This is a genomic window from Aeromonas sp. R5-4, assembly GCF_040908215.1.
Taxonomy (GTDB): domain Bacteria; phylum Pseudomonadota; class Gammaproteobacteria; order Enterobacterales; family Aeromonadaceae; genus Aeromonas; species Aeromonas veronii.
In genome coordinates, this window is the sequence record NZ_JBFODG010000015.1 from 106,857 (window position 1) to 131,027 (window position 24,171).

The 24,171-nt window shown below is 59.3% G+C and carries 23 protein-coding genes and 1 pseudogene; 7 read left to right on the forward strand and 17 right to left on the reverse strand.

What is annotated here, in order from left to right:
* Positions 1-183 precede the first annotated feature (183 nt).
* From AB5Y83_RS07345 to AB5Y83_RS07360, 4 genes and pseudogenes are all read right to left on the reverse strand, one after another.
* Positions 184-402, reverse strand: a pseudogene (locus AB5Y83_RS07345) (GNAT family N-acetyltransferase); the annotation flags it as partial.
* Between the two features lie 53 nt (positions 403-455).
* A complete protein-coding gene (locus AB5Y83_RS07350; protein WP_368174930.1) occupies positions 456-884 on the reverse strand; it encodes a GNAT family N-acetyltransferase in 429 nt (142 codons plus the stop codon).
* Between the two features lie 28 nt (positions 885-912).
* Positions 913-1,548 carry a Vat family streptogramin A O-acetyltransferase gene (locus tag AB5Y83_RS07355; RefSeq protein WP_368174931.1) on the reverse strand — a complete coding sequence of 212 codons (636 nt, stop codon included), beginning with the start codon at positions 1,546-1,548 and terminating at the stop codon, positions 913-915.
* A gap of 23 nt (positions 1,549-1,571) precedes the next feature.
* Positions 1,572-1,889 (reverse strand): hypothetical protein, encoded by a 318-nt coding sequence (locus tag AB5Y83_RS07360; protein ID WP_005340119.1) that lies wholly within the window; start codon positions 1,887-1,889, stop codon positions 1,572-1,574.
* Between the two features lie 349 nt (positions 1,890-2,238).
* Between AB5Y83_RS07360 and AB5Y83_RS07365 the strand changes: the two genes are divergently transcribed.
* Both AB5Y83_RS07365 and AB5Y83_RS07370 read left to right on the forward strand, forming a co-directional pair.
* On the forward strand, positions 2,239-3,129 hold the full coding sequence (locus tag AB5Y83_RS07365; RefSeq protein WP_368174932.1) for a diguanylate cyclase: 891 nt from the start codon (positions 2,239-2,241) through the stop codon (positions 3,127-3,129).
* Positions 3,130-3,600: 471 nt separating this feature from the next.
* Complete coding sequence (locus AB5Y83_RS07370; protein ID WP_368174933.1) at positions 3,601-4,875, forward strand: amino acid permease; 1,275 nt, start codon at positions 3,601-3,603, stop codon at positions 4,873-4,875.
* Between the two features lie 66 nt (positions 4,876-4,941).
* Here AB5Y83_RS07370 and AB5Y83_RS07375 read toward each other — a convergent pair whose 3' ends face one another.
* Entirely contained in the window at positions 4,942-5,580 is a 639-nt protein-coding gene (locus AB5Y83_RS07375) for an exopolysaccharide biosynthesis protein (protein WP_162515234.1), read from the reverse strand.
* Between the two features lie 250 nt (positions 5,581-5,830).
* Between AB5Y83_RS07375 and AB5Y83_RS07380 the strand changes: the two genes are divergently transcribed.
* Entirely contained in the window at positions 5,831-6,451 is a 621-nt protein-coding gene (locus AB5Y83_RS07380) for an outer membrane beta-barrel protein (protein WP_368174950.1), read from the forward strand.
* A gap of 90 nt (positions 6,452-6,541) precedes the next feature.
* On the opposite strand, the gene AB5Y83_RS07385 is transcribed toward AB5Y83_RS07380, so the two are convergent.
* Positions 6,542-7,465, reverse strand: a complete 924-nt coding sequence (locus tag AB5Y83_RS07385) for a GGDEF domain-containing protein (RefSeq protein WP_368174934.1) — start codon at positions 7,463-7,465, stop codon at positions 6,542-6,544.
* 505 nt (positions 7,466-7,970) lie between these two features.
* Here AB5Y83_RS07385 and amt point away from each other — a divergent pair.
* Positions 7,971-9,398 (forward strand): ammonium transporter, encoded by a 1,428-nt coding sequence (gene amt, locus AB5Y83_RS07390; RefSeq protein WP_368174935.1) that lies wholly within the window; start codon positions 7,971-7,973, stop codon positions 9,396-9,398.
* A gap of 83 nt (positions 9,399-9,481) precedes the next feature.
* Here the strand turns inward: amt and AB5Y83_RS07395 are convergent, their stop codons facing one another.
* The 9 genes from AB5Y83_RS07395 to AB5Y83_RS07435 form a co-directional block, all read right to left on the reverse strand.
* Positions 9,482-9,949, reverse strand: coding sequence for a glycine zipper 2TM domain-containing protein (locus AB5Y83_RS07395; protein ID WP_005340126.1), 468 nt, complete (start codon positions 9,947-9,949; stop codon positions 9,482-9,484).
* Between the two features lie 97 nt (positions 9,950-10,046).
* Positions 10,047-10,544 carry a GNAT family N-acetyltransferase gene (locus AB5Y83_RS07400; protein ID WP_005340127.1) on the reverse strand — a complete coding sequence of 166 codons (498 nt, stop codon included), beginning with the start codon at positions 10,542-10,544 and terminating at the stop codon, positions 10,047-10,049.
* Positions 10,545-10,656: 112 nt separating this feature from the next.
* Positions 10,657-11,061 carry a nitrous oxide-stimulated promoter family protein gene (locus AB5Y83_RS07405; protein WP_103252261.1) on the reverse strand — a complete coding sequence of 135 codons (405 nt, stop codon included), beginning with the start codon at positions 11,059-11,061 and terminating at the stop codon, positions 10,657-10,659.
* A gap of 87 nt (positions 11,062-11,148) precedes the next feature.
* Positions 11,149-12,951: an aminopeptidase P family protein gene (locus AB5Y83_RS07410; RefSeq protein ID WP_139428947.1), complete on the reverse strand. Its 1,803-nt coding sequence runs from the start codon at positions 12,949-12,951 to the stop codon at positions 11,149-11,151.
* 33 nt (positions 12,952-12,984) lie between these two features.
* Entirely contained in the window at positions 12,985-13,650 is a 666-nt protein-coding gene (locus AB5Y83_RS07415; RefSeq protein WP_005340138.1) for a GntR family transcriptional regulator, read from the reverse strand.
* A 193-nt stretch (positions 13,651-13,843) separates the two neighbouring features.
* The gene (pckA, locus tag AB5Y83_RS07420) at positions 13,844-15,469 is read right to left on the reverse strand and encodes a phosphoenolpyruvate carboxykinase (ATP) (protein ID WP_005340139.1); all 1,626 of its coding nucleotides are present in this window, start codon (positions 15,467-15,469) and stop codon (positions 13,844-13,846) included.
* A gap of 149 nt (positions 15,470-15,618) precedes the next feature.
* Entirely contained in the window at positions 15,619-16,503 is an 885-nt protein-coding gene (gene hslO, locus AB5Y83_RS07425) for an Hsp33 family molecular chaperone HslO (RefSeq protein ID WP_019445177.1), read from the reverse strand.
* A 77-nt stretch (positions 16,504-16,580) separates the two neighbouring features.
* Positions 16,581-16,979 (reverse strand): ribosome-associated heat shock protein Hsp15, encoded by a 399-nt coding sequence (gene hslR / locus AB5Y83_RS07430; protein WP_005340141.1) that lies wholly within the window; start codon positions 16,977-16,979, stop codon positions 16,581-16,583.
* Positions 16,980-17,234: 255 nt separating this feature from the next.
* Complete coding sequence (locus AB5Y83_RS07435) at positions 17,235-17,615, reverse strand: hypothetical protein (RefSeq protein ID WP_005340143.1); 381 nt, start codon at positions 17,613-17,615, stop codon at positions 17,235-17,237.
* A 185-nt stretch (positions 17,616-17,800) separates the two neighbouring features.
* Between AB5Y83_RS07435 and AB5Y83_RS07440 the strand changes: the two genes are divergently transcribed.
* Both AB5Y83_RS07440 and ydiK read left to right on the forward strand, forming a co-directional pair.
* Positions 17,801-19,189 carry a phosphatase PAP2 family protein gene (locus AB5Y83_RS07440; RefSeq protein WP_368174936.1) on the forward strand — a complete coding sequence of 463 codons (1,389 nt, stop codon included), beginning with the start codon at positions 17,801-17,803 and terminating at the stop codon, positions 19,187-19,189.
* Complete coding sequence (ydiK, locus tag AB5Y83_RS07445) at positions 19,186-20,271, forward strand: AI-2E family transporter YdiK (protein WP_058059023.1); 1,086 nt, start codon at positions 19,186-19,188, stop codon at positions 20,269-20,271. The genes AB5Y83_RS07440 and ydiK overlap by 4 nt, the downstream gene beginning before the upstream one ends.
* Before the next feature lie 311 nt (positions 20,272-20,582).
* On the opposite strand, the gene AB5Y83_RS07450 is transcribed toward ydiK, so the two are convergent.
* Together AB5Y83_RS07450 and AB5Y83_RS07455 are read right to left on the reverse strand one after the other, a co-directional pair.
* Positions 20,583-21,803 carry a DUF4365 domain-containing protein gene (locus AB5Y83_RS07450; protein WP_221885917.1) on the reverse strand — a complete coding sequence of 407 codons (1,221 nt, stop codon included), beginning with the start codon at positions 21,801-21,803 and terminating at the stop codon, positions 20,583-20,585.
* The gene (locus AB5Y83_RS07455; RefSeq protein WP_185900098.1) at positions 21,800-21,961 is read right to left on the reverse strand and encodes a hypothetical protein; all 162 of its coding nucleotides are present in this window, start codon (positions 21,959-21,961) and stop codon (positions 21,800-21,802) included. The genes AB5Y83_RS07450 and AB5Y83_RS07455 overlap by 4 nt, the downstream gene beginning before the upstream one ends.
* A gap of 258 nt (positions 21,962-22,219) precedes the next feature.
* On the opposite strand from AB5Y83_RS07455, the gene dhaR reads away from it, so the two are divergent.
* A complete protein-coding gene (dhaR, locus tag AB5Y83_RS07460; protein WP_368174937.1) occupies positions 22,220-24,121 on the forward strand; it encodes a dihydroxyacetone kinase operon transcriptional regulator DhaR in 1,902 nt (633 codons plus the stop codon).
* Positions 24,122-24,171 lie beyond the last annotated feature (50 nt).

A 24,171-nucleotide genomic window follows, 5' to 3' on the forward strand; every position in this document is an offset into this window, starting at 1 on the left:
TGGTAGTTTTGGTTGTTGGCTAGTGTACAGTTACCTTGGCAAAATTATCAAACTCTGAGTATTACATCGTGATAATTAGCGCGTCGCGATATATCAGGGCTCAGGAGTTGTTGTGATAAAAATAGCCATAGTCTTCATCTGTTCACATGATAGAGAACGATAGTATTCGCTTTGCTACAGAAATCAGCCTGATGGCACAAGAGAATAAATAAGTGCATCAAGAGGCAGTCCATGAAGAAAGATACGGTTCCTTGCCCGGCACTCAAAGGTAGCCCCTGCGGCGATGGCAACAGCTTCGCTGGCGCTGTTGCCGATTCCCATCACGATCTCCAGCCGAAATAGACCCAACTGTTCAAAGCCAGAGTCACGCTGCAGAGCGACCGCCCGCCGCACGGAAACGCCCGGTTCGAACGGGCGGATCACGAGTCTGGTGTTGGCAAGGCGCGGGAGTGTCATCACTTGTCCTGCTTTTTCAGAAAGTAACTGATATGCCCCGGCGGCATATCGGGCAGCTGGCCAAAGACTTCGTAACCCTGCTTCTGGTAGAAGGGGAGAGCCTGAAAACTGGTGGTTTCCAGATGGTAGTTGCTGATGCCCTTGCTTTGGGCGTACTGCTCCATGGCGCCGAGCAGGCGGCCGCCCCAGCCATCGCGGCGGATGCTTTCGTCGATCCAGAGCCAGTCGACATGCAGCCAGCCCCACTTGATGTCGGCGATGATGCCGCCGTGTACCTTGCCCTTTTTATCCTTGATAAAGCTGGCGATCCGCTCGCGCCGAAGTTCGTACAGTTGAGGGCCTGCCTGGCTTACGTTGTAGCCCGTCAGGCCAATGCGCAGCGCTTCAACATCATCGTCCTGAGGTGGTTGGGGTGGGGTGAGTTGCATAGTGCTTCCTGCTTGATGGTGGATGTCTCTAACGGGTTGCCGCTTCCAGCGCGGCTATCTCGCCGCCGCTGATAAGCGGCAGGTTGCGGCTGATCTGCTCCACCGGCCAGTCCCACCAGGCGATGGCGTTGAGACGGGCGATGGTGTCGTCGTCGAAGCGGTAGCGGATCACCTTGGCCGGGTTGCCGCCAACCACGGCATAGGCGGGCACGTCTCCGGTGACCACGGAGCGGGTGGCGATAATGGCGCCGTTGCCGACTTTTACCCCCGGCATGATCAGGGTGTCATAGCCAATCCAGACATCGTTGCCGATGACGGTATCGCCCTTGTAGGGGAGGCTGCCCGGGGCGGGGGCGGCATGCTCCCAGCCGTTGCCGAAGATAAAGAAGGGGTAGGTGGAGAAGCCGGAGGTCTGGTGGTTGGCGCCGTTCATGATGAACTTCACCCCGCGGGCGATGGCGCAGAACTTGCCGATGATGAGCTTGTCGCCGATGAAGGGGAAGTGGTAGAGAACGTTGCGCTCGAAGCCCGCCGAATCCTCCGGGTCGTCGTAATAGGTGTAGTCACCCACCTCGATATTGGGCCCCTTGATGGTGTTCTTGATAAAGCACACCTGGGGGAAGCCGTTCATGGGGTGGGGATTGGCGGTATCGGGTCCGTGCATCAGGTCTCCTTGGATGGGCCGGGCTAGAGCGCCGGGAAGTAGCAGGCGCTCATGTCGATGGGGTGATCTGGGCAATTGGGCAGATAGAATTGCCAGCCCGCATCGGAGAAAGCGCGCAGTTCGGTTTCGACAAACTTGATGGCGAGGCTCAGGGCCTGCAGGCTGTCGATGCCGTAGATAAAGGTCTTGTCGCTCAGCCCCGCCAGCTTCACCTTGCAGCGCCAGTCACCGCTGGCGGACTTGGGATCCGGCTCGGGGGCCTTGATGGCGATTTTGAGGACGAGCTGTTCCCCTTCGGTGCTGATAGCGTCGAAGCGGGCGGTAACGATGGCGTTTTTCATCTGGCGATTCCTTTTCCGTGGTACAGCCCCTGCGGTTGCGGGCGGCTGGCGTTCCTGATGGCTGATGAGGTGAAAACTGGACTCAGGACGGCCAGCGTAAATGAACTTGTGAGTTGAAACAATGGGATATGCGTGACCGGGTGAGGGGGCTTTCGCTACTGTGAGCGAGCGCAGTGGCGGGAGTTGCAACGCGCTGGCCACAGGTGGTGGCCGAGAGGCTGGCAGGCTGCTAGATGTAAAGGATTGTTGGCTGTGGCCGCAGATTTTTCTGTTCTGCCGATGAGGGCGAGCGAGTCCTCTTGAGGCAGAATATCTCCCCCCTGTTTGACGTTGAAGTACAGGAGTCTCCGTGGCGCTTTCGGTAACCCAGCTTTATGAAGTGATGGCCCAGCTGCCAGATCCCGTCTTTATTCTCAGTGAAGATGGCTATTACGTGGAATATATCGGCGGCATGGAGCAGCAATCCTATCACGATGGCAATCCGCTGGCGGGCAAGCAGCTGGCCGATGTGCTGCCACCCGAGATGGCCATGTGGGTCAAGGCGCAGGTGGCCGAATCGCTGGCGAGCGGTCAGGTGCGAGTGGTGGAGTATGAGCTCTCAGCAGCCGAGGTGGGGGGGATCAATGCTGCCGCCGGGCCGCAAGGGATACAGCGTTTTGAGGGCAAGATTGCGCCGCTGCCCTCCCTCTATGACGGCAAGCGGGCGGTGGCCTGGGTGACCCGCAATATCACCCGCCAGTACGAGTTGCAGCAGCGGCTGCTGCGCCAGAGTGAAACCGACCAGCTGACCGGCCTCTACAACCGCCGTTTCTTCTTCGAGCACTGCCAGCAGGTGAGGGGCAGCGAGGCCCCCTGTGGTCTTATCATGCTCGACATCGATCACTTCAAGCAGATCAACGATCGTTACGGCCACCAGCAGGGAGATCGGGCGTTGCAGCGCTTCAGTGGCTGCATCGATGCACTGTTGCGGGCGGATGACCTCTTTGTGCGCAGCGGTGGCGAGGAGTTTCTGATCCTGCTGCCGCGGATCGATGAAGCCGGTTTGCAGCAGATGGCGGAGCAGATCCGTGCCGCCGTCGAAGCGTTGCCTGCCGATCCGGTCGCCATCACGGTCAGTCTGGGCACAACCCTGGTGCAGCCGGAGGAGGAGATCAATCAGGCGCTGGCCCGGGCCGACGAGTGGCTCTATCGGGCCAAGCGGGCAGGCCGTAACCGGGTGGCGCACTGCCCGGCAGGTTGAGAGTGCCGCCCCGGTCGCAGTGGGAAATAGCCTGCGCTTTTACCCTGAATAAATTGGCTGACATCACTGTCAATTAGTAGAAAAGTTGGCCGTATTATTTAACTCATATTCCACAGCTTAAGGTGTTAATATTATTGGCCTGATCGCTGGTCTTATTTGTGTTGTTGGGCAACAGCATGAGGTTTTATCGGTATGTTATCAAACAGGCGTGAATCTGGTTTTGGGTGACGAATGTGATACATCCTGTTGTCTTTTGAAACATTCCGATTCAAACAGTCATGAATTATTAACCTTGACCCGGAAAGCGATTTCAACGATGGTAGCGTGGCAGCTCCGTTTCTCTCCGGTGGCCCTGTTGGCCGCTGGCGGCGTTGTTTTTTCATGTGCAGGGCGATATGCAAAGACATATCTCCAGCCTGTTATTCGGGCCAATAAAAATAATGATGACAGACTAATAAGGTATATATTGCAATGAGTGTTTCTATTGCTGAAAAGAGTAACTCTGTTTCAAAATTGAAATGGGAGAAAAGCGATTCGGTATGGACCATGGGCCTATATGCCACTGCTGTCGGTGCCGGTACGTTATTTCTCCCTATTACTGTTGGCAGTAATTCCCCGGTTATTTTGCTGTTTATTTTATTGCTGGCTTTTCCGCTTTCTTATTATTCCCATCGGGCATTGAGCCGCTTTGTGCTCTCCAGCTCCCACAAGGAGGGGGATATCACCCATGTGGTGGAAGAGCACTTCGGAGCCAAGGCGGGCAAGCTGTTGATGCTGGTCTATCTGATGGCCTTCTACCCCATCATTCTGGTCTACAGCATCTCCATCACCAACGCGATCCAGAGCTTCGTTGTTCACCAGCTGGGGGATGCCGAGCTTCCGCGCGGCTTGCTGGTGCTGGGGGTGATGCTGGGCCTGCATCTGGTGCTGCTGGCCGGCAAACAGATCGTGGTGTCGGCCATCAGCGTGCTGGCGCTGCCCATGGTCGCCTTTCTGATTGGCCTCTCTATCTATCTGCTGCCCCAGTGGAGCCTCTCCTATTTCAGCGAGAGCCAAGCAGTGGATTGGAGGGATCCGGCGTTCTGGAAATCCCTCTGGCTGATCGTGCCGGTGATGGTCTTCTCCTTCAGCCATGCGCCCATTATTTCTTCCTTCAGTGCGGCGCAGAAGAAGCGTTGCCAAGAGAGTGCCGACCTGCGTGCCAAGCGGATCATCAAGTACAGCAGCATGCTGATTTGCGGCAGCGTGCTCTTTTTCGTGGTGAGCTGCGTGATGAGTCTGAGTCAGGCCGAGATGGCGCTGGCCCGCACCGACAATATCTCCGTGCTGTCGGCGTTGGCGAACAAGTTCTCCAACCCGCTGATCGCCTATGTGGGGCCGCTCATCGCCATTCTGGCCATGTCCAAATCCTTCCTCGGCACCTCCATGGGGGTGAGCGAGGGGACGGTGAGCATGGTGAGCGGTGCCTGTCAGGGGCTGGGGCTCTCCCTCAAGGAGTCGACCATCGCCCGGGTGTCATCGGTGATCCTGTTTATGGTGACCGCCGTCATCACCTATCTGAACCCCAACGTGCTCGACATCATCGAGCGCGTCAGTGGCCCGCTGATCGCGGTGATCCTGTTTCTGCTCCCAGCCTGCTCCATCTATCGCTTGCCCGCACTCAAGCGTTATCGCGGGCCGAGTACCCTTTTTGTGTTGGTGATGGGGCTGCTTGCCATCTCGGCCCTTATCTACGATCTGCTTTGACCGGGCGGTATCCCGCACAAATCAAAAAGGGCGACCATCTGGTCGCCCTTTTTCTGTGCATCGGGGTTAGCCGAGCAGGCCGCTGGCGCTCTGGCCTGCCATCAGCAAGCCGATGGCCAGCACGCTGAACCAGACCAAGGTTGCGCTTACCAGCAGATAGCCGCTGGCGACGAACAGACCGTCCCGCTGCAACATGCCGGTGGCCAGCAGCAGGATGGCCCAGGCAGGCATGGCGTTGGTGAACGGGATGGCGCCCAGGGGCAGCATCAGCAGCAGGGCGGCCAGCATGATCAGCAGGCCGTTGCAGCGGTTGACCGTGCTGCTGCCGGTCAGAACCAGCAGGCGCGGGCGGATAACGCGATCGACCCGGGCCAGCAGATCCGCCCCCTTGTGCAGGGTCGGCTTGAGCTGGTCGGCGGCGAAGCGGCGCTCCATCAGCATGGCGGGCAGCCAGGGCACCCGATTGAGGGTGATGCCGATCCCGATAAAGAGGATCAACAGGCCAAACGGGGTGCTGACCCCGGGAATGGAGACCGGCAACAGAAAGGGGACGGTGAGCAGCACGCAAAACAGCAGCATCCCCTGCTCGCCCACCAGTGCGAGCATCTGGCGCAGGCTGATATGGCTCTCGTCGATGGCATGAGCGGTGGCCCGCAGGGTATCCGCAAGGGTAGTTTTGGGGTCGTTGAGTTGCGCGGCAACCATTCCCTGATGTCCTTTTAAGTGGTGATAACGGGCCCCGATGACCCGATTTGGCGCCAGCATACGTGGCAGAGGTTAACCGTCGATGAATGGTGGCAGGGGGCATAGCGGCGCCAGTGGGGCGGAGCGGCAGAGGTTCCGGCGAGAGGGAAATCCCGCGATGAAAGTGATCCGGTACAGCCGCCGTTTAGGATGGGCGCAGGACGCCTCTGGTATGCTTTCTGCACAATCACACAGGGAGCAGGGGATGATGATGAAGAGAGCCGGGATAGCGATGATGGGGCTGTTGCTGCCACTGGGGCAGGCCTGGAGTAGCGAGGCCGCGACCACATCCGGTTGGCAGGTGACGCCATTTTTTGGCTACAGCTCAGCCATCGACTTCGAGAAGAGCGATGAGGTGCAGCCGGTGCCGCTTTCTGCATCGTTTGATTCACTGCAGGGGCAGAGCTCCGGCAGCTGGGGCCTCTTTATCAGCAAGGAGGTGGATGATCCCGGCATGATTGAGCTGCTCTACAGCCATCAGTCCACCACCCTCTCTCCCGACCTGCCGGATCGCCTGACGGTGGACATCCTGCACTTTGCCGGTGCGCTGACCCTCTCTGACAACCTGATGGCGCCCTACATCGGCGCCGGGATCGGGGTGACCCGCTTTGCCGCCTACGACAGCGAGGTGACCCCTTCCATGTCGCTGGCGCTCGGGGTGCAACCGCGCCTCGCCGAGCATCTGGCCTTGCGGGCCGAGGTGCGCGGCTATGGTTCGCTGGTTAACGACAACAACCAGTTTCTCTGCAACCCGGAGCAGTGCGTGTTCAAGGTGCGCGGGGAGCTGGTAACCCAGTGGCAGGCCAATATCGGTCTTACCTTCCGCTTTTAGGCGGGGGGATTTTCCCTATGAAACAGGGGCCCTTGGGCCCCTGTTTCAGCAGCAATGTTTCGCCGTGATCGGCAATCCACCGATAGCTCTTTACGCCTTTTTATTAGTCGGCGTCGCCCATACCGCGCAGTTTCTACCCGCCTCCTTGGCGCCATAAAGCGCCTGATCCACCCGTTTGAACAGCGAGACGGCTGGCTCCTTGGGCTCGCGGATCCCCACTCCCAGGCTGACCGTCATGGTATGGGCCGGGTCGGGGGCTATGGTGCGGGTCGCCGTGAGCAGGGTGTTGGCCAGTTGCTGTAGCTCGGCTTCGTGGGCGACGGGCAGCAGCAGGGCAAACTCTTCACCCCCGACACGGGCCGCCAGCGCACCGGGCGGGCAGTGCTGTTGCAACAGCTCGCCAAACTGCTGCAGCACCCGATCCCCGATATCGTGGCCGTAGTTGTCATTGATCACCTTGAAGTGATCCAGATCCAGCAGGATGAGGGCGTGGCAAATCCCCTGCTCCAGAAACAGCTGCTGATGAAAGTAGCGCCGGTTTGGCAGCCGGGTCAGATCGTCGAACAGTGCCTGTTGTCTGAGCTGGGTATTGATGTGGAAGAGGTGGTGCATGGTGCTCAGGATACCGATGCTGCTGAGCAGGATGCCGCTGGATCGCAGCAGATCCTCGGCATAGATGGCGAGCCAGAGTGGCTGAGCCACCAGCTCATCCATGATGTCGGCGGTGGCCCCCATGATCCACAACATCAGACCGCAGGAGAGCATGCGGTAGGTATGGGTGGGCAGGTGGGCGCACTGCACCACCCAGAACAGGAACAGCATGGTGAGCCAGTTGATCACCTCGAAGCCAAAGCTGACGGCGTAAAAGCGCTCGTAGGGGAAGTGGGGCAGCAGCAACAGATGAAGGGCCATGATGGCCAGCATCACTATCCCCAGCAGCGCGATGTGGGCGCGATGCTCCCGGTCGAGATGACTGTAGTGGGAGAGGCTGATGTCGAGACGATCGAACTGCATGGTGTTCCTCGGATTGGGACTGCCATCAGGTTGCAAACAAGGGGCTGTGTAATGGCATGCCGTGGTCGGATAACAGGAAACGGCTGGTCTGTCAGTGTAAACGAGCGGGCCCGCAGCGCGCGATATCGATGACGTCAGCTTGTGGGCTGGCTCAGGGTTTGCGCACTTCTGGTGCGCGACGTATCGCCTGCCCTGCGACAGGGCGACCCTGGGCAGGTTAGCGCAGCGCATGCGCCAAATTGGTGCATTGATGATGTATGATCTTTCTAATGCAATGATTTAAAAAGATTTAAATTTATGGCCCGCTTTATGCTTTTTAGATGTCAGACGGTCTCTTGCGGTCATCGGCGGCAGACGCAGTGATGAGGAAGTGGCAAGAGACATCCCCGTGCCGGGCGCGGGTGTGATTCTGGCGGGTTGCAGCAACACCTTGCGGTTCGCCACAGATTCAATCAGGGAAACGGAGCCGGTCTTGTACCGGTACGACAGGGAAGGAGAGTGCTCTATGGTCAAAAAATGGATGATGGCGGGTCTGACGATGTTGCCTGCCTTGCTGGTTACCCCAAGTTGGGCCGAAGAGGTCGCTCAGGTACAGGCTGCGGTGGCTCCGGTTGCCGCCGTGACAATCAACAAGGGTGACAACACCTGGATGCTGCTTTCTGCGGCGCTGGTGATCCTGATGTCGATCCCCGGTCTGGCCCTCTTCTACGGTGGTCTGGTGCGGGCCAAAAACATGCTGAGCGTGCTGATGCAGGTCTTTACCCTGTTCTGCCTTATCTGCGTGCTCTGGGTGATCTACGGATATTCGCTGGCCTTTACCGAGGGGGGCAATTTCTACGGCTCCTTCAGCAAGGTGCTGCTCAAGGGTGTAACCCCTGACTCCATCGCCGCTACCTTCAGCAAGGGTGTCGGGATCAGCGAGCTGATCTATGTGGTGTTCCAGGGGGCCTTTGCCGCCATCACCTGCGGCCTTATCGTGGGGGCGTTTGCCGAGCGCATCAAGTTCGCTGCCGTGCTGCTCTTCTCGGTGATCTGGTTCACCTTCGCCTATATCCCGCTGGCTCATATGGTGTGGTATTGGGCGGGTCCGGATGCCTATACCAGCGCCGAGGCTGCGGCCACAGCGACCGCCACTGCCGGTTATCTGTTCCAGCATGGTGCGCTGGACTTTGCGGGCGGCACAGTGGTGCACATCAACGCCGCCGTGGCGGGTCTGGTGGGTGCCTATCTGGTGGGCAAGCGTCTGGGCTACGGTCGTGATCCCATGACCCCCCACAGCCTGACCATGACCATGATCGGTGCCTCCCTGCTCTGGTTCGGCTGGTTCGGTTTCAACGCGGGCTCCGCGCTGGAAGCCAACGGGGTGGCTGCGCTCGCCTTTATCAACACCTGGGTGGCACCGGCTGCGGCAGCTCTCTCATGGACCTTGGCCGAGTGGGTGATGAAGGGACGTCCCTCCCTGCTGGGTGCGGCGTCCGGTGCGGTGTCCGGTCTGGTGATGATCACTCCGGCTGCCGGGTTTGTCGGTGTCGGTGGCGCGCTGGTGATGGGCCTTATCAGTGGTGTGGCGGGTCTGTGGGGTGTCCACGGTCTCAAGCGTCTGCTGGGGGCCGATGACAGCCTGGATGTCTTCGGTCTGCACGGGGTGTGCGGCATTCTCGGCGCCCTGCTGACCGGCGTCTTTGCCAGCCCGGATCTGGGCGGCACCGGGGTGTGGGACTATGTCACCAATCAGGTGGCCGAGGGTTACTCCATCCTGACTCAGGTGAAGATCCAGGCTATCGGGGTCGGTGTCACCCTGCTCTGGTCCGGTGCAGTGGCGGCGATTGCCTTCAAGGCGGTCGACATGCTGGTGGGTCTGCGGGTGAACGGTGATGCCGAGCGGGAAGGGCTGGATGTCACCTCCCACGGCGAGAAGGCTTACAGCATGTAATTCCGAATGCCAGACAACAAAAAAACCGCCGGGATCGGCGGTTTTTTTATGACTCTAAAGCTGCAAAGCCTGAGTTCACACGCTTAGTTCACGACGGCCACGTTGATGCTGCCATTGCCCTGAGTCATGCGTACACGGGCGCCAGGGGTGAAGGTGGGGCTGGCTTTCTGCACGACCACGATGGCTTCGCCGTTCTCTTTCTTGATCTCCAGCTCGACGCCGTCGACCTGATTCATCTTGTTGCCGATGGCGTTGCCTGCCGCTGCACCGGCGATGGCGCCGCCTGCGGCTGCGATGTCGCGTCCGGTGCCGCCACCGACTGTGCTGCCCAGCAGGCCGCCGACCACGGCGCCGCCAATGGTGCCAATCAGGGAGTTCTCATCGGCCTGGATCTTCACCGGGCGGGTGGAGATGATGGTGCCGTAGCTGACTGTCTGCACCTGTTTGGCGCGGTCTTTGGTGTAAACATCGCCAGAGTAAACGTCACTGTTGGCGCATCCAGTGATGGTGGTCGCTGCCAGCAGGGCAATAAGGGTCATACGCTTCAACATGGTGGGCCTCCTGGGCTGCACGTAATTTGAACAATCCGGTTGATGAGTGAACTTTACTCCAACCCCGTCACACATGAAATCGGCAAAATGTAACCAATTATGCGTTCTGTAACCGGTTTTGTCCTTGAATCGCAGCTGTACCGGAGAGGGTTTTAACCAGCAGCAGACGGTCTTCTCCGGGGCCGAAATAGTCGGCGACCTCCGCCTGCAATGTGTAACCGAGCCGGTAGTAGAGGCGCTGGGCCGGATTGGCCGGATCGACCGTGAGCCGCAGTTCGCTGATCTGCAGCGCCTGCTGGTTGGCCTCCATCTGGCGCATCATTCGCTCCGCGAGGCCGAAACCGCGCGCCTCGGGCAGCACCGCCAGCGAGAGCACCCAGCCTTGCGACCGCTCCTGACCGAATCCCCCCAGTACATACCCCACCAGCTGCCCCTCGTATTCGGCCACCAGCAACAACTCGGGCCACAAATCCATCGCCTGACGGAAGAAGAAGGCGGGATAGACATCTTCGCCAAACACCTTGGCATCGATCTGCCAGATGGCGTGCATGTCATTGTGGGTAGCGGTGCGTAGCAGGGGCGGGTTGTGGTGCATCAGGACTCCATTGGCAGCAAACGGATCGGCAACGCCGCTGACCTTGGGGTCAACGGCAGAAAAGGAGTCATAGGGTAGTGGTCATCCCCTGCCGGATGCAAGGGATTGGCGGTTATGGCGGCAGGGGGCGGCTCTGGGGCAGTTTGGGCGCTTTGCGAAAGCCGTCGAGCAGGTGGCGGAGGGTGAGCCAGGGGTGGCGCAGCAACATGCGCGGGCCGCTCCACTTCATCACCTGCTGGATCTGTTTGCGCATCGCCGGTGCGTAGCAGTGGATATTGCAGTTGGCACAGGTGGGTTTGTGGCCGTGGCCATAACGGCAGCGACGCAGGCGCTGATGGGCGAAATCCCGCAACTGGCGACAGTGGCGGCAATGGGGATCCTGATGATGGTGCTGGCAGTAGAGGCGGATCATGGCGCTGACCGTCTGCTGCTCGCGCATGAGTCTGGGGTGGTCACTCGCCTTTTTGCTGGCTGCGGCGTGTGAGCCCCAGGCTGGGCTGGCATGATGACTTTTCATGGCCGCCATTCTCCTGACCTGCTCGTTTTGGGTGTTGATACAGGTCAAAAGGGGGAATAAAAAACAGGGCCCGCAGGCCCTGTGTCATCAGATGAGGCTGGTTGCCTGCTCCAGCCAGGCGAGATCCTCGCCCTCGAGCAGCGGGCTCAGGCGGCGGAACACCTCGACATGGTATTCGTTGATCCAGCGGAATTCGGCCGGGCTCAGCAGGCTGCGGTCGATCAGGCGGGTATCGAACGGCACGTAGGTCAGACGCTCGAAGCCCAGCATCGGCAGCTCGCCAACCTGTTCCTGCTCGGTCACGACTACCAGGTTCTCGCAGCGGATGCCGAAGCCATCTTCGCGGTAGTAGCCCGGCTCGTTGGAGAGCACCATGCCCGGTTGCAGGGCAACCATGCTCCCTTTCGGCGCGATGCGCTGGGGCCCTTCGTGGACGCTCAGGAAGTGGCCTACGCCGTGGCCGGTGCCGTGGTCGTAGTTGTAACCGGCTTGCCACAGCGGCATGCGGGCCAGCACGTCGAGCTGGATACCGGCGGTGCCGCGGGGGAAGCGGGCCTGATCCAGCGCGATATGGCCTTGCAGCACCCGGGTAAACATCGCTTTCTGCTCGTCGCTCACCTCACCCACCTTGATGGTGCGGGTGATGTCGGTGGTGCCATCCATATACTGGGCGCCGGAGTCCAGCAGATAGAGGCTGTCCTGACCAAACGCACGCGGGGTGCCATTGGTATGGTGGTAGTGGCACATGGCGGCGTTGGGGCCGAGCGCGGAGATGGTATCGAAGCTCGGCTCGACGTAGTGCTCCTGCTCGCGGCGGAACGCTTCCACCTGATCGGCCAGGGTACCTTCATCCACCCCCTCGAACTCGCCGGAGGCGACCAGCCGATCCAGCCAGGCGAGGAAGCGGGTCATGGCCACGCCATCGCGCAGGTGAGCGGCACGCATACCGGTCAGCTCGATCTCGTTCTTGCACGCTTTCGGCAGCATGGTGGGGTCCTGCCCTGCCACCAGAATGGCGCCCGCCTCTTCCATGACGAGCTGGGTCCAGGCGTTGGCGCTGTCCGGATCGGCCAGCACCTTCTGCTGATCTTCACCGATGCGTTGTAGCACGTCGCCCAGCTTGTCGATGGGGTAGACGGAGACATCCTGCCCCACGTGTTGGGTGAAGGCGAAGCAGTCAATTTTGTCGGTGTCGACGAAGAAATCCATGCTGGTGTTGGCGTAGAGCACAGCAAAGCCCAGCACCACCGGCAGCCGGTCGATATCGCGGCCGCGCAGGTTGAGCAGCCAGTTGATGGGCTCGGCCTGGGTCAACAGCACCGCATCCAGCCCGCGCTTGCGCAGGTCGGCCGCCAGCTGTTCACGTTTGGACTGACTGGACTGGCCTGCCAGCTCCTCGCTGTAGAGGATGACCGGGCTCTTGGTCGGCTCCGGGCGATCGCTCCAGTTCAGGTCGATGGGGTTCTGCTCGACGCGGATCAGCTCGATACCGCGGTCCGCCAGCACGGCCTTGGCATTCTTGTACCAGGTCAGGCTGTGCAGGCGGGCATCGAAGCCAACCCGGGAGCCTGACGGCAGCTGCTCGGCCAGCCACTGCACATGAGGATTTTCAATGAGGTGGAGGAATTCGAACAATTCGGCGGGGGTTTGCATCCGCGCCTGCACCGTATAGCGACCATCGACAAAGAGGGCTGCCCGCTGGGCCATGATGATGGCGACCCCGGCAGAGCCGTTGAAACCGGTGATCCAGTCAAGCCGCTCGGCATAGGCGGGGATGTACTCGCCGAGGTGCTCATCATCGTGGGGGACGATAAAGGCGTCCAACTCCTGCATGGCCAGCTCGGCCCTGACTTGGGCGACGCGGGTTTCAATTATCTCGAAATTATTCATGTCGTTAGTGCCAGATGGTTGCTATATGAGTGTTCAGTTTTTATGGCCGCTGGCCAGGATCCGCTTGATCGACTGACCTGCCGCTTCGATATGCTGCCTGAGCAGCACCACCGCCTCGTGCTTGCGCCGGGCGCGGCACAGTTCCAGCAATTGGGCGTGTTCACGCTCCGCCTTGTCCACCCCGTCGCTGGCAAACAGCAGCTCGAAGCGGACATAGCGGTCACAGCTCAGATTGATCTGGGCGATCAGTTCAAGTGCCTGGGGGCGACCGGCTGCCTGATAGAGGGTGGCGTGAAAGCTGTGGTTCAACTCGGCCCAATGTTCGATCTGGGTGCCTGACTCCAGGGCGTGATCAAACTGGGCGAGGATCGCCTCCGCTTGTGCGAAGGTGGCTTCCGTCATCTTGTCGACGGCGTGAAACAGGGTATCGGCTTCCAGCAGCGCTCGCAAATAAAAGAGCTCTTCAATGGCCGAGGCGTCCAGCATGGTGACCACAGCGCCGCGATGGGCTTCGAACTTCACCAGCCCCTGCGCTTCCAGCTGCATCAGGGCTTCGCGCACCGGAATGCGGCTCACGGCCAGCTCTTTGGCAATGGCATCCTGACGCAAGGGGGCGCCAGCGGGGAACTCCCCACGGAGGATCCGGCCACGGAGGTTTTCCATCACCATCTGGGTTCGGGTCTTGTAGGGTGGGGTCATGGTCGGGTCACGATTGGGCGTTACAGAATTGTATATTGTATAAAGTTTGGCTGAATCTAACCTGTCACAACAGGCAAAGGCAAGGTTTTGGTCCCTTTAACGGGAGCGATGGCGGCGTTCGGCGCTCCACAAAAACAAAAATGCCGGTCAGCGTGGCTGACCGGCATGGTGTCACTGATACGAAGCGAGCCTGTTACAGCTGCGGGCCTGCCGCAACCAGACGTTTGCCTTCATCGTTATCGGTGAAGCGCTCGAAGTTCTTGATGAAACGGCCTGCCAGATCGACGGCCTTGGCATCCCACTCGGCCTTGTCGGCGTAAGTGTCGCGCGGGTCGAGGATCGCCGGGTTCACATCGTGCAGCGCGGTCGGGATCTCCAGATTGAAGATCGGCAGCACCTTGGTCTCGGCCTTCTCGATGGAGCCATCCAGGATGGCGTCGATGATGGCGCGGGTATCCTTGATGGAAATGCGCTTGCCGGTGCCGTTCCAGCCAGTGTTGACCAGATAGGCCTCTGCACCTGCCGCTTCCATCCGTTTCACCAGCTCCTGACCGTACTTGGTCGGGTGCAGGGAGAGGAAGGCTGCGCCGAAGCAGGAGGAGAAGGTCGGAGTCGGCTCTGTGATGCCGCGCTCGGTACCGGCCAGTTTGGCGGTGAAGCCAGACAGGAAGTGGTACTTGGTCTGCTCCTTGGTCAGTTTGGAGACCGGGGGCAGCACGCCGAAAGCGTCGGCAGTCAGGAAGATCACCTTGGTGGCGTGACCTGCCTTGGAGACCGGCTTGACGATGTTGTCGATGTGATAGATGGGGTAGGAGACGCGGGTGTTCTCGGTCTTGGAGCCATCATCGAAGTCGATGGTGCCATCGGCGGCAACGGTCACGTTCTCCAGCAGCGCATCGCGACGGATAGCGTGGTAGATGTCCGGCTCAGCCTCTTCGGAGAGCTTGATGGTCTTGGCGTAGCAGCCCCCTTCGAAGTTGAACACGCCGTGGTCATCCCAGCCGTGCTCGTCATCGCCGATCAGCTGACGCTTCGGATCGGTGGAGAGGGTGGTCTTGCCGGTGCCGGAGAGGCCAAAGAAGATGGCGACGTCGCCGTCCTGACCCACGTTGGCGGAGCAGTGCATGGAGGCAATGCCGCGCAGGGGCAGGAAGTAGTTCATCATGGAGAACATGCCCTTCTTCATCTCGCCACCGTACCAGGTGCCACCGATGAGCTGCATCTTCTCGGTCATGTTGAAGGCAACAAAGTTCTCGGAGTTGAGACCCTGCTCCTTCCAGTTCGGGTTGGTGCACTTGGCACCGTTCATCACCACGAAGTCAGGCTTGAAGGTTTTCAGCTCTTCATCGCTCGGGCGGATGAACATATTTTTCACGAAGTGTGCCTGCCAGGCCACCTCGGTGATGATGCGCACGGCCAGGCGGGTATCCGGGTTGGCACCGCAGAAACCGTCGACCACAAACAGGCGCTTGCCGGAGAGCTGTTTGGTGACCAGCCCTTTCAGATGTGACCACACTTCCGGGGTAATGGCTTTGTTATCGTTTTTACCCTGGTCAGACCACCACACAGTATCCTGGGTAGTGGCATCTTTGACGATATATTTATCTTTCGGGGAGCGACCGGTGAAGATACCGGTGTTTACGTTGACGGCGCCCAGCTCGGTCACCACACCGCGCTCGAACCCTTCCAGGTCAGGGCGTGTCTCTTCGGCGAAAAGCTGCTCGTAAGAGGGGTTGCGAACGATTTCTTGGCTGTTTTTGATGCCGTACTGGTCCAGTCCTAATTGTTGGGCCAGGGTGGGTTCTGCCACGATTGTCATTGTATTCTCCTGGGTTCAGAGGTTGGTAGGGTTCTATCTGACGGTCATCCTATCACTTAGGTGGTAGAGTTTAGCGATCGCCATCAAACTTTATAAAATAGGGTATTTTTTTGTTATTAAAGTTAAAGGCGGGTTTTGCCCGCCTTTAATTAGTGTAACTGGTTTGCATCATTGCCGGGAGCCCTGCTGAACAGGGTTTCGACATCGATCCCATTAAATTGGTACTGGGCGCCGCAATAATCACAGTGCATGTCGATCTTGCCGAGCTCCTGCACCATCTCCATGACCTCTTCCTTTTCTATCTGCAACAGGGCCCCTTCGCAGCGCTCGCGGGAGCAGGTGCAGCGGAACTCGACCGCCTGCGGATCGAACACCCGCACCTTGTCCTGATGGTAGAGACGGTAGAGGATCTCTTCTGCCTGCAGGCCGAACAGCTCTTCATCCTTGATGGTGCTGGTGAGCTGGGTCAGGTGATCGAAATCGTTGCTGTGATCCTCGCTCTGGGCGGGCAGCTCCTGCAGCATGATGCCGGCAGCGCGCGGTTCGCCTTCATGGTAGCCGGTACGGATCCACAGCTTGGTGGCCAGCTGTTCGGAGCGGGCAAAGTAGTGCTCCAGGCAGCCCGCCAGGGTGTCGGCGTCCAGCGCTATGATGCCCTGATAGCGCTCGCCCTGTTCCGGGGTGATGGTGATGATCAGCTGGCCATTACCAATCAGGCTCTGCAGCTTGCCATCGCTCGGCAGCTCGCCTTCATAGCGGGCCACGCCGCGCAGCTGCTGGTTGTTGTCACCGTTGATCACGGCCAGACGCACCGGGCCATCGCCCTGCAGTTGCACTGTGATGGAGCCTTCAAACTTGAGGGTGGCGGTCAGCAGGCTGGTGGCGACCAGCAGCTCGCCCAGCAGTTTTTGCACCTGCACCGGGTAGTTCTGGGCTTCCACTACGTGGCGGTAGGTGTGATCCAGCTGGACCAGCTCGCCACGCACTTCGTACTCTTCAAACAGATAGCGATACAGCAGATCTTGGTTGCTCATCATGTATTCCTGGCTTTTCGGTGAGGTAAATCGGGCGGGCTGGGGTTGATGCCAGCCCGGTATCAAATCGGGGTCGGTCAGTACTGTTTGACCTTGAGCAACTGGCGTCGCTCCTGCTTGTCGGGGCGGCGCTCGGGGCTGGGGGCAAACTGGCTGTTAAAGCGGCGCGCCTCGCTGTTCTCGGCCCGTTTTTTCAGGCTCTCGGCGGTCTCTTCATAGAGCTGCTGGGCCAGCGGGGCCGATTTGCGCTGCTCGCTCAAGGCCAGCACCCGCACTTCGCGTTCGTCCTGCCCCTGCCAGAAGCGGATCAGTGCACCCACTTCCACCTGTTTGCCCGGTTTGCTGCGCTGACCATTGTAGTGCACCTTGCCCCCGTCTATCTGATCCCGCGCAATGGAGCGGGTCTTGTAGAAACGGGCCGCCCACAACCACTTGTCGAGACGAACCTCGAGGGCACTTTCTGCATGATTGGGCATGAACAGGCTCCATAACGGGGAAAAGAGGTGGTCGATTATACCAGAGCACGGGGTCGGGATAGAAACCGGGCCGCCGCCGCGCGGGGCGCAAACCATGTCAAGGTGATGCAACATATGGGCAGTTTGCTGATTCACAAGGGAAAGCGCTGCTTTATCGGGTATCCATGGGGGATGGGAAGGGCCTCCATACCGCGCATATAAAGATGCCGCCCCGGTTGGGGGCGGCAGCGTTCACATCCATCGACCATATCAGAGTCAGAAGTGATCGTGCTGATCCGGCTTCTTCTGGTCGTGGGGGCCTTCACTGTGGGCGATGGCGGTGCGGATGAGATCAACCCCGGCGCGGATAATCAGCACCCCCATGTTGACCAGCTTGACGCAGACCCACATGAAGGTGATGAGCAGGATCAGCTTGAGCACGGTCTGGAAGGCTTCCAGGAAGTTTTGCTCCAGCTGGGCGGTCAGGCCGTTAGCGCTGGTCATCAGCCAGGTGTAAACCTCGCGCACGAACGGGATGCGGCTTGGCATCTCCAGCACATCCAGTGCGGCAGGAAGCGCCTGGAAGATGACGATGCTGCCGAACAGGATCAAAATGACACCGATGGCGATGCCGAGGAAAAAGCCGAACTGTCTCATGGAGGGCTCCAGCGTTTGCTGCATGAAATTGAAGATAGCCGCCAATAGTAGGGAGTGCCCTGCTTCATCGCAATCTTCCGTGCACCGCCAGCGCGGCGGGAACGGCGGCAATCCGGCCGCTACCGTTGCCCAACTATCTGATTTCTGGGAGGCTTGTCGCCATTGTGCATAGGGAAAGCAAATTGATGTCGAGAACCCTCTTTTTACTCTTGCTGGCGCTGTTTGCCGCTCTGCCAGCCCTGAGTGCCGAACCGGCTGGCCCCACGGCAGCGGCCTGCGCCATCCGCCATCAGGATCAACTGCTGCTGGTGCAGGATCGCATCTCCTCCCGCTACAGCCTGAGCGGTGGCTATATAGATGGCGGCGAGAGCCCGCAGCAGGCGGCGCTGCGCGAACTCTATGAAGAGACCGGCTTGCGGGGGGAAGTGGTGCAGGAGTTGGGCCGCTGGCAGCGAGCGGTTATCTTCGCCTGCCGCACGCTGGAACCCATCGTCGCCCAGCAAGATTCCGATTTTGTCTCGCTGCTGAAGGCCCCCAATCTGGGCGGGGAGATCCTCAACGCTCGGCTGATCGCCATCGACCAGCGCCCCCGCGAGCAGCGCCGCTTCCCGGATCAGCTCGACTGGCTGCAATCCCGACTGGATAAGGTGCCCGAGAGCGAGGTGCACTGGCAGGCCGATTTCGTGGCGCAGGGCAATGCGCTGCATCAGGCCGAGATCCCGCTGATGCTGCGCCTGCAGCAGTGGCTGGGGCCCGATGTCTGGTGGCTGTCGATCAGCAATCTGTTTGGTTCAGGCGGCTTTCAGCTTGCCCTGATACCTTTGCTGCTCCCGCTGCTGGGGTGGCCGCGGCTGCGCCAGCTGCTCTTTGCCATGCTCTGGCTCGGGCTGCTGGTGCAGGCAAGCAAGGAGGGGATCGGCTGGCCGCGCCCCTTCCATCTGCAACCTGAACTGGCAACCCAGAGTGCGCAAGGCTTTGGCATGCCGAGCGGCCATACCGCTTCGGCCTTGCTGTTCTGGGGAGCGCTGCTTGGCTGGCGCTGGCCTGCCCGGCGGGGGCTGGCCTATTCGCTGGCCTTGCTGCTGGCGCTGACCACAGGTCTGGCGCGGGTCTGGCTCGGGGTGCACTTTATCTCCGACGTGGCGGTTGGCCTGCTGATTGGCGCCTTGCTGCTGGCGGTTCGCCCATACTGGCGGCTGGAGCAGTGCGCTTCTGCTTGGGGCTTGCTTATCGCTGCCGCACTGGTTTGCGCTGGCCTGACCCAGTCGGCCCATCTGGCCGGGATTGGGCTGGCGGCCCTCGGGATCTGGGTTGGCGATTTGCGCTCCCTGACTCGCGGCGGTTTTTCCCCCATTGTGACCGGCGCGGTCACGCTGGCGGGGGGCGCGGTGATCGGGGCGGGACTCTGGGCGCTACCGCTGCTGACCAGCAGTTCGCTGGCCATATTGCTTGGTCAGTTTGTGCTCTTTTTCGGGCTGGGGCTCTGGTTGAGCGCTGGCCTCTGGTGGATACTCTCTTTCTTGAAATGCGACACACGACCCAAGGGCAACGGCTCTGAAAAGGGAACTCTATGAATGTGAAAAAAGTGGATTTGGCCAAGATAACCCTGGGGGTGCTGTTTCTCAGCATCCTGATTATCTCCTGTTTCTTGGTGTTGCAGCCCTTCCTGCCTGCGCTGGTGTGGGCCACCATGATCACCATCGCCACCTGGCCGCTGATGCTGATGGTGCAGCGCCTGTTGTGGGGCAAGCGCACCCTGGCGGCCCTCTTTATGACGCTGGTGCTGCTGTTGATGTTTGTCATCCCGCTCTTTATGACGCTGGCCAATGTGGCGGAGAAGGCGCCCATGCTGATCGAGCTGGGTACCCATATCAGCCAGTCACCGCCGCCGGAGCTGCTCTGGCTGCAACAGATCCCGCTGGTGGGCGACAAGCTCTATGACTTCTGGCAGCAAATTCTGGCGAGCGGTGGTCAGGTACTGTTTGCCAAGCTGGCCCCCTACTTTGGTCAGACCGCCCGCTGGCTCGCCTCTCAGGCCGGCAATCTGGGGCTGCTGTTTGTCCACTTCCTGCTGACGGTCGGTATCTGCGGTGTGCTCTATCACTCGGGTGAAGTGGTGGCGACCGGTATTCGCCGCTTTGCCCACCGGCTGGCGGGTCAGCGTGGTGACAACGCCACTGTGCTCGCTTCACAGGCGATCCGCGCCGTGGCCATGGGGGTGGTGGTGACCGCGCTGGTGCAATCCTCAGTGGCCGGTGTCGGCCTGCTGATTGCCGGTATCCCCTACGCCATGGTGCTGGTGGTGGTGATGTTCCTGCTGATCGTCGCCCAGATCGGCCCCTTCCCGGTGCTGTTGGCCTGTATCGGCTACCTCTACTGGAGCGGTGACACCACCTGGGGCACCTTCCTGCTGGTGTGGTCACTGATTGCGGGCACCATGGACAACTTCCTGCGCCCCTTCCTGATCAAGCGGGGCGCCGACCTGCCGCTGATCCTGATCCTGGTGGGTGTTATCGGCGGCTTGCTGACCATGGGGATCATCGGTCTGTTTATCGGCCCGGTCGTGTTGGCGGTGGGCTACACCCTGCTGGATGCCTGGATCAAGGAAGATGACCAACCGGCGACCGCTGCGGTTGAAGCGCCCAAGGCCGAGTGATGACAAGACGATTCAGCCATCCATCGCTGATGCAAAGAGCCGCCCATAAGGGCGGCTCTGTTATTTGTGGTGATTCTGATTATGGCGATGGCGTCAGATTGGTTGATCCTCGCCAATCTGCATTCACCACATATGACCGCTCCATGTAGGTTCGATTAGCGAAGCGTAATCGGACGATCGAGATGCCGTTGTTCCGGTATTTCCGTGGATCAGCGGCATCTGGTAGAGGGGAAATGCGTGTGGCCGTTATCGCGGGGGAATTGATTGACGCGAACGTCCGATTACGCCTTACGGCTAATCGAACCTACGGACTAGGCGATCTTGTTCAATTCGTATTCTAGGCCTGCAAATGCCTCAGCAAAATACTGGGCTTGATTCTTTATGTTAAATATCGCGTTCTGTTCGTCAGGATGCTCTGGAAGCATAAAAATATTATCTAAGTGAGCAATCATGCTTTGAAATTTTATCGAGGCATCTTTGCATTCATAAGATGATAACCCAATAGATACTCCTTTCTCGTAAATATCATGAACTATAGGTTTGTTTCTCTCGATAAACTGACATAACTCCTGAAATAGCACATCTGTGTCTGCGTGCAACTTAAATGCTTGCTCTAATTCAGCAAACAAATGTGATGCTTTAATAAGCGTGTCATTAACGAGCTGAATAAACGTCTCTTTAGATATTTCATTTTGATGATTGTATTTGGCTGTTGCTAAGTACATAGGGTTCCAGACAACATTTACCCCACCACCAATATCTTGCCCATTTTGAGAAAAAGGTTGAAAGTGTTCTTCAAGATCACGATCTATCCACTCTGATTTACACAGATAGTTATTATTGCATTCATCTTGATGAGTCGGATAAATAAACAACCAAACAACGTCTGCTGGTTTGTTTTTCCAAGCGTATCTTGTGTGTTCACTTCGGTGATACCCGCACATTTTTATCTCTTCGTTTAAAGTGCGGATTATTGTAAGTAACTCAGCCTGACTATGTTCTTTAGACAATGTGATTCGTGCAGAATATCGCTTTGCACCACCATGACTGTTATCTGATATTTTATTGATGGTGTAATCTGGGATGATTTCAACTAGCTTTGCAAGACGACGTAAGTCGTTGTTCATTCCTGCGTTTACTTCTTGCTGAAAAGGTATAACAACTTTCCAAGCTTTGCCTGTATAGCTAATAGTATGCTTAGTTATTGCTTGCCAGTATGCAATGTTGTTATCGATGTCACACAAAACTATTAAAACAGGTAGTGAATGATTAAGCCAATATTCTAAGTGTTCCATTTCGCCACGGTAGACATAACCATCTTTTGTAGTTTCCTTAAACCAAGATGCACCTGATTTAATTTGCAATGCAATCAATCTTCCCGAGGCTAAATTTTCGTCAACTAGCTCAACTTGAGCATCTATCCCACAATCAACAATTGGTTGTTCCCGAAAAATGTATCCACATCTTTCGAAGAGTAAACCTGTGGTTTGAACCCCGATACGATCTGTTTGAGAGCTGCGACTATATTTCATTGCTTAATTTTTCCACTGATATCGAAAAACCATATAACTCCGCCTCGTCCTTCTTTCCATGAAAATTTATTTTCAATCACAACATCGCCGCCAATCTCAGGGGCTGAACGCGTTCGTGCAACATTCCCTTTTGGCTCTGGTTTTTCGCTGCTGAGCAAAAATACACTTTTGGGGCGGCAATGGAAAGCGCCATCCGGCCTCCTTTTAACAAACCAATCAGTAGTGTGGTCGGGGGCTATATATCAAAAAATCAAAGGAGTGCCGCACCTTCTGCAACTGGCTCAGGCAGCAGTTTGCTGACGGTGAACCCGACCAAGAGCAAAGCGGGGTTGCCACCCTCTGAGGCAGGTCACTGAATCGGGGGCGCTGGCGTGGTTAAATGGTCGGCTCACATCTTGCCGGATATTGCTGTGACCATGCCATCTGACCTTCAGCCGCTGCTCGCTTGGCCTGACTATCTGCAGGCATCCTGGCTGCGCTGCGCCCACCAGACCAGTGCCACCCTCTGGCATCCGCCCCACAGCGCCAAGGGGCAGACCTTGCTGAGCCTGCGCCAGCGCAAGCGCGACCTGCTCACCACCGGCGAGATGGCCCTCGAGGATCTCTACGAATTTATGGAGGGGCGCCCCTGCGCCCTGCTGCTCACCGACGAGAGCGGCTGCCTGCTGGCCCAGACCGGTCACCCCGACACCCTGCGCGAGCTGGCGGCGCTGGGGTTTGGCCCCGGCGCCTTCTTCAGCGAGGGGCGCATCGGCACCAATGCCATCAATCTGGCGGCGCTGGAGGGCGTGCCGCTCTGCGTCAGCGGCCCCCAGCACTTCAACCAGACCCTCCACCCGTGGCACAGCTGCGCCAGCCCGGTCTACAACAGCAATGGCCGTCAGGTCGCCATCATTGCGTTGATTTGCAAGGTGGAGGAGGCTAGCGCCGGCGATCTGGCGCTCACCGTCAGCGCCGGGCGCGAGCTGGCCCATCTGCTGCAGATGGAGACCCTGATGCAGGAGTCCCAGCACCACCTGAGCGAGCTTTACGCCCTGCTCGATGGCATGGATGACGGCGTGCTGGTCTGGGACCCTCAGGGGCGCTTGCGCTACCTCAATGCGCTGGCGGCCCACCGGCTGCGGCTCGATCCGGCGCTCTGTCTCGGCCAACCGCTGGAGCAGCACCTGCTGTTGCCCCAGCGGTTACAGTTGGCCATCAAGGGCCAGACGCCGCTCAGCCATGTGGAGGTGACGCTGGAGCGGCTTGGCGCGCAGGAGGGAGAGTTTATCAATGCGCTGGTGAGCCTCAAGCCGTTGCCGGGGCCGGAGGGGGTCAGCTTTATCGCCCTGCTGCACCCGGTCGATCGGCTGCGGGCCATTCATCAGCTGCGCCAGACGGTGCCCGAGCTGTCGGCGCTGGTGGGGGAGTCGAGCGCCATGCGCAAGCTGCTGCGCTACGCCCGGCAGGCGGCCCAGAGTCAGGGGCCGATCCTGCTGCGCGGCGAGGAGGAGGTGGGCAAAGCCCAGCTGGCGGAGGCAATCCACTTTGGCAGCGAGCGGGCCGCCGGGCCGCTTATTACCCTCAACTGCAAGGCGCTGCCGAGCGAGCGGATGGCGCTGGAGCTGATGGGCTCCGACGAGGCGGGGCAGGAGCGGGCGGGCAAGTTCGAGCTGGCCCACGGCGGTACGTTAGTGCTGGAGCAGGTGGAGTGCCTCTCTGCCCCCATGCAGGCGGCGCTGCTGCAACTGCTCAAGACCGGCCGCATCCAGCGCTTCGATTCGGCCCGCATTCTGCCACTCAAGGTGCGGATCATCGCCACCAGCAGCGCCCCGCTGGAGCAGCTGGTGCAGGAGGGGCTGTTTGGCCGCCAGCTGCTCTATGCCTTGCAGGCGTGCGAGTTATGGCTGCCGGGGCTGCGAGAGCGCGCGGCGGATCTGCCGGGCCTTATCAGCCAGCAGCTAGGGGCGCAGGGGCGCGAGCCGGTGCGCCAGTTCAGTCCGGCGGCCCTCGATTGTCTGCTGGCCTATCCCTGGCCCGGCAATCTGGGGGAGCTGCGCAGCGCCGTCGAGCATGCGCTGCTTCACGCCGGTCAGGGGCCGATCCCGCCGGAGGCGCTGCCCGCCGCCATTCGGCACGGCTATCAGCGGGTAGCGGATGAGGTGGTGGGGCAACCGCTGCTCACGCTGGCGGAGCTGGAGCGCCAGGCGATCTTGCGCTGCGCCCATGCCTGCAAGGGGCAGGTGAGCCAGATGGCCCAGCATCTGGGCATCAGTCGCACCACCCTCTGGCGGCGGCTCAAACTGCTCGAGATCGATCCCGCCGACTATCACGGCTGACGGCGAGTCGAGCCATCGCAAACCGGCCCGCAGAAAACGAAACGGCCCCG

Coding starts and splice junctions, on each gene's coding strand:
- hslR (WP_005340141.1), bottom strand. CDS start 16,979: ATGCCCAATCATGCAGAAAGTGCCCTCGAGGTTCGTCTCGACAAGTGG.
- AB5Y83_RS07440 (WP_368174936.1), top strand. CDS start 17,801: ATGTCGAGAACCCTCTTTTTACTCTTGCTGGCGCTGTTTGCCGCTCTG.
- AB5Y83_RS07415 (WP_005340138.1), bottom strand. CDS start 13,650: ATGACCCCACCCTACAAGACCCGAACCCAGATGGTGATGGAAAACCTC.
- hslO (WP_019445177.1), bottom strand. CDS start 16,503: ATGAGCAACCAAGATCTGCTGTATCGCTATCTGTTTGAAGAGTACGAA.
- amt (WP_368174935.1), top strand. CDS start 7,971: ATGGTCAAAAAATGGATGATGGCGGGTCTGACGATGTTGCCTGCCTTG.
- AB5Y83_RS07355 (WP_368174931.1), bottom strand. CDS start 1,548: ATGCACGGACCCGATACCGCCAATCCCCACCCCATGAACGGCTTCCCC.
- AB5Y83_RS07405 (WP_103252261.1), bottom strand. CDS start 11,061: ATGAAAAGTCATCATGCCAGCCCAGCCTGGGGCTCACACGCCGCAGCC.
- AB5Y83_RS07375 (WP_162515234.1), bottom strand. CDS start 5,580: ATGGTTGCCGCGCAACTCAACGACCCCAAAACTACCCTTGCGGATACC.
- pckA (WP_005340139.1), bottom strand. CDS start 15,469: ATGACAATCGTGGCAGAACCCACCCTGGCCCAACAATTAGGACTGGAC.
- AB5Y83_RS07385 (WP_368174934.1), bottom strand. CDS start 7,465: ATGCAGTTCGATCGTCTCGACATCAGCCTCTCCCACTACAGTCATCTC.
- AB5Y83_RS07410 (WP_139428947.1), bottom strand. CDS start 12,951: ATGAATAATTTCGAGATAATTGAAACCCGCGTCGCCCAAGTCAGGGCC.
- AB5Y83_RS07395 (WP_005340126.1), bottom strand. CDS start 9,949: ATGTTGAAGCGTATGACCCTTATTGCCCTGCTGGCAGCGACCACCATC.
- dhaR (WP_368174937.1), top strand. CDS start 22,220: ATGCCATCTGACCTTCAGCCGCTGCTCGCTTGGCCTGACTATCTGCAG.
- AB5Y83_RS07450 (WP_221885917.1), bottom strand. CDS start 21,803: ATGAAATATAGTCGCAGCTCTCAAACAGATCGTATCGGGGTTCAAACC.
- AB5Y83_RS07350 (WP_368174930.1), bottom strand. CDS start 884: ATGCAACTCACCCCACCCCAACCACCTCAGGACGATGATGTTGAAGCG.
- AB5Y83_RS07400 (WP_005340127.1), bottom strand. CDS start 10,544: ATGCACCACAACCCGCCCCTGCTACGCACCGCTACCCACAATGACATG.
- AB5Y83_RS07380 (WP_368174950.1), top strand. CDS start 5,831: ATGAAGAGAGCCGGGATAGCGATGATGGGGCTGTTGCTGCCACTGGGG.
- AB5Y83_RS07435 (WP_005340143.1), bottom strand. CDS start 17,615: ATGAGACAGTTCGGCTTTTTCCTCGGCATCGCCATCGGTGTCATTTTG.
- ydiK (WP_058059023.1), top strand. CDS start 19,186: ATGAATGTGAAAAAAGTGGATTTGGCCAAGATAACCCTGGGGGTGCTG.
- AB5Y83_RS07370 (WP_368174933.1), top strand. CDS start 3,601: ATGAGTGTTTCTATTGCTGAAAAGAGTAACTCTGTTTCAAAATTGAAA.
- AB5Y83_RS07360 (WP_005340119.1), bottom strand. CDS start 1,889: ATGAAAAACGCCATCGTTACCGCCCGCTTCGACGCTATCAGCACCGAA.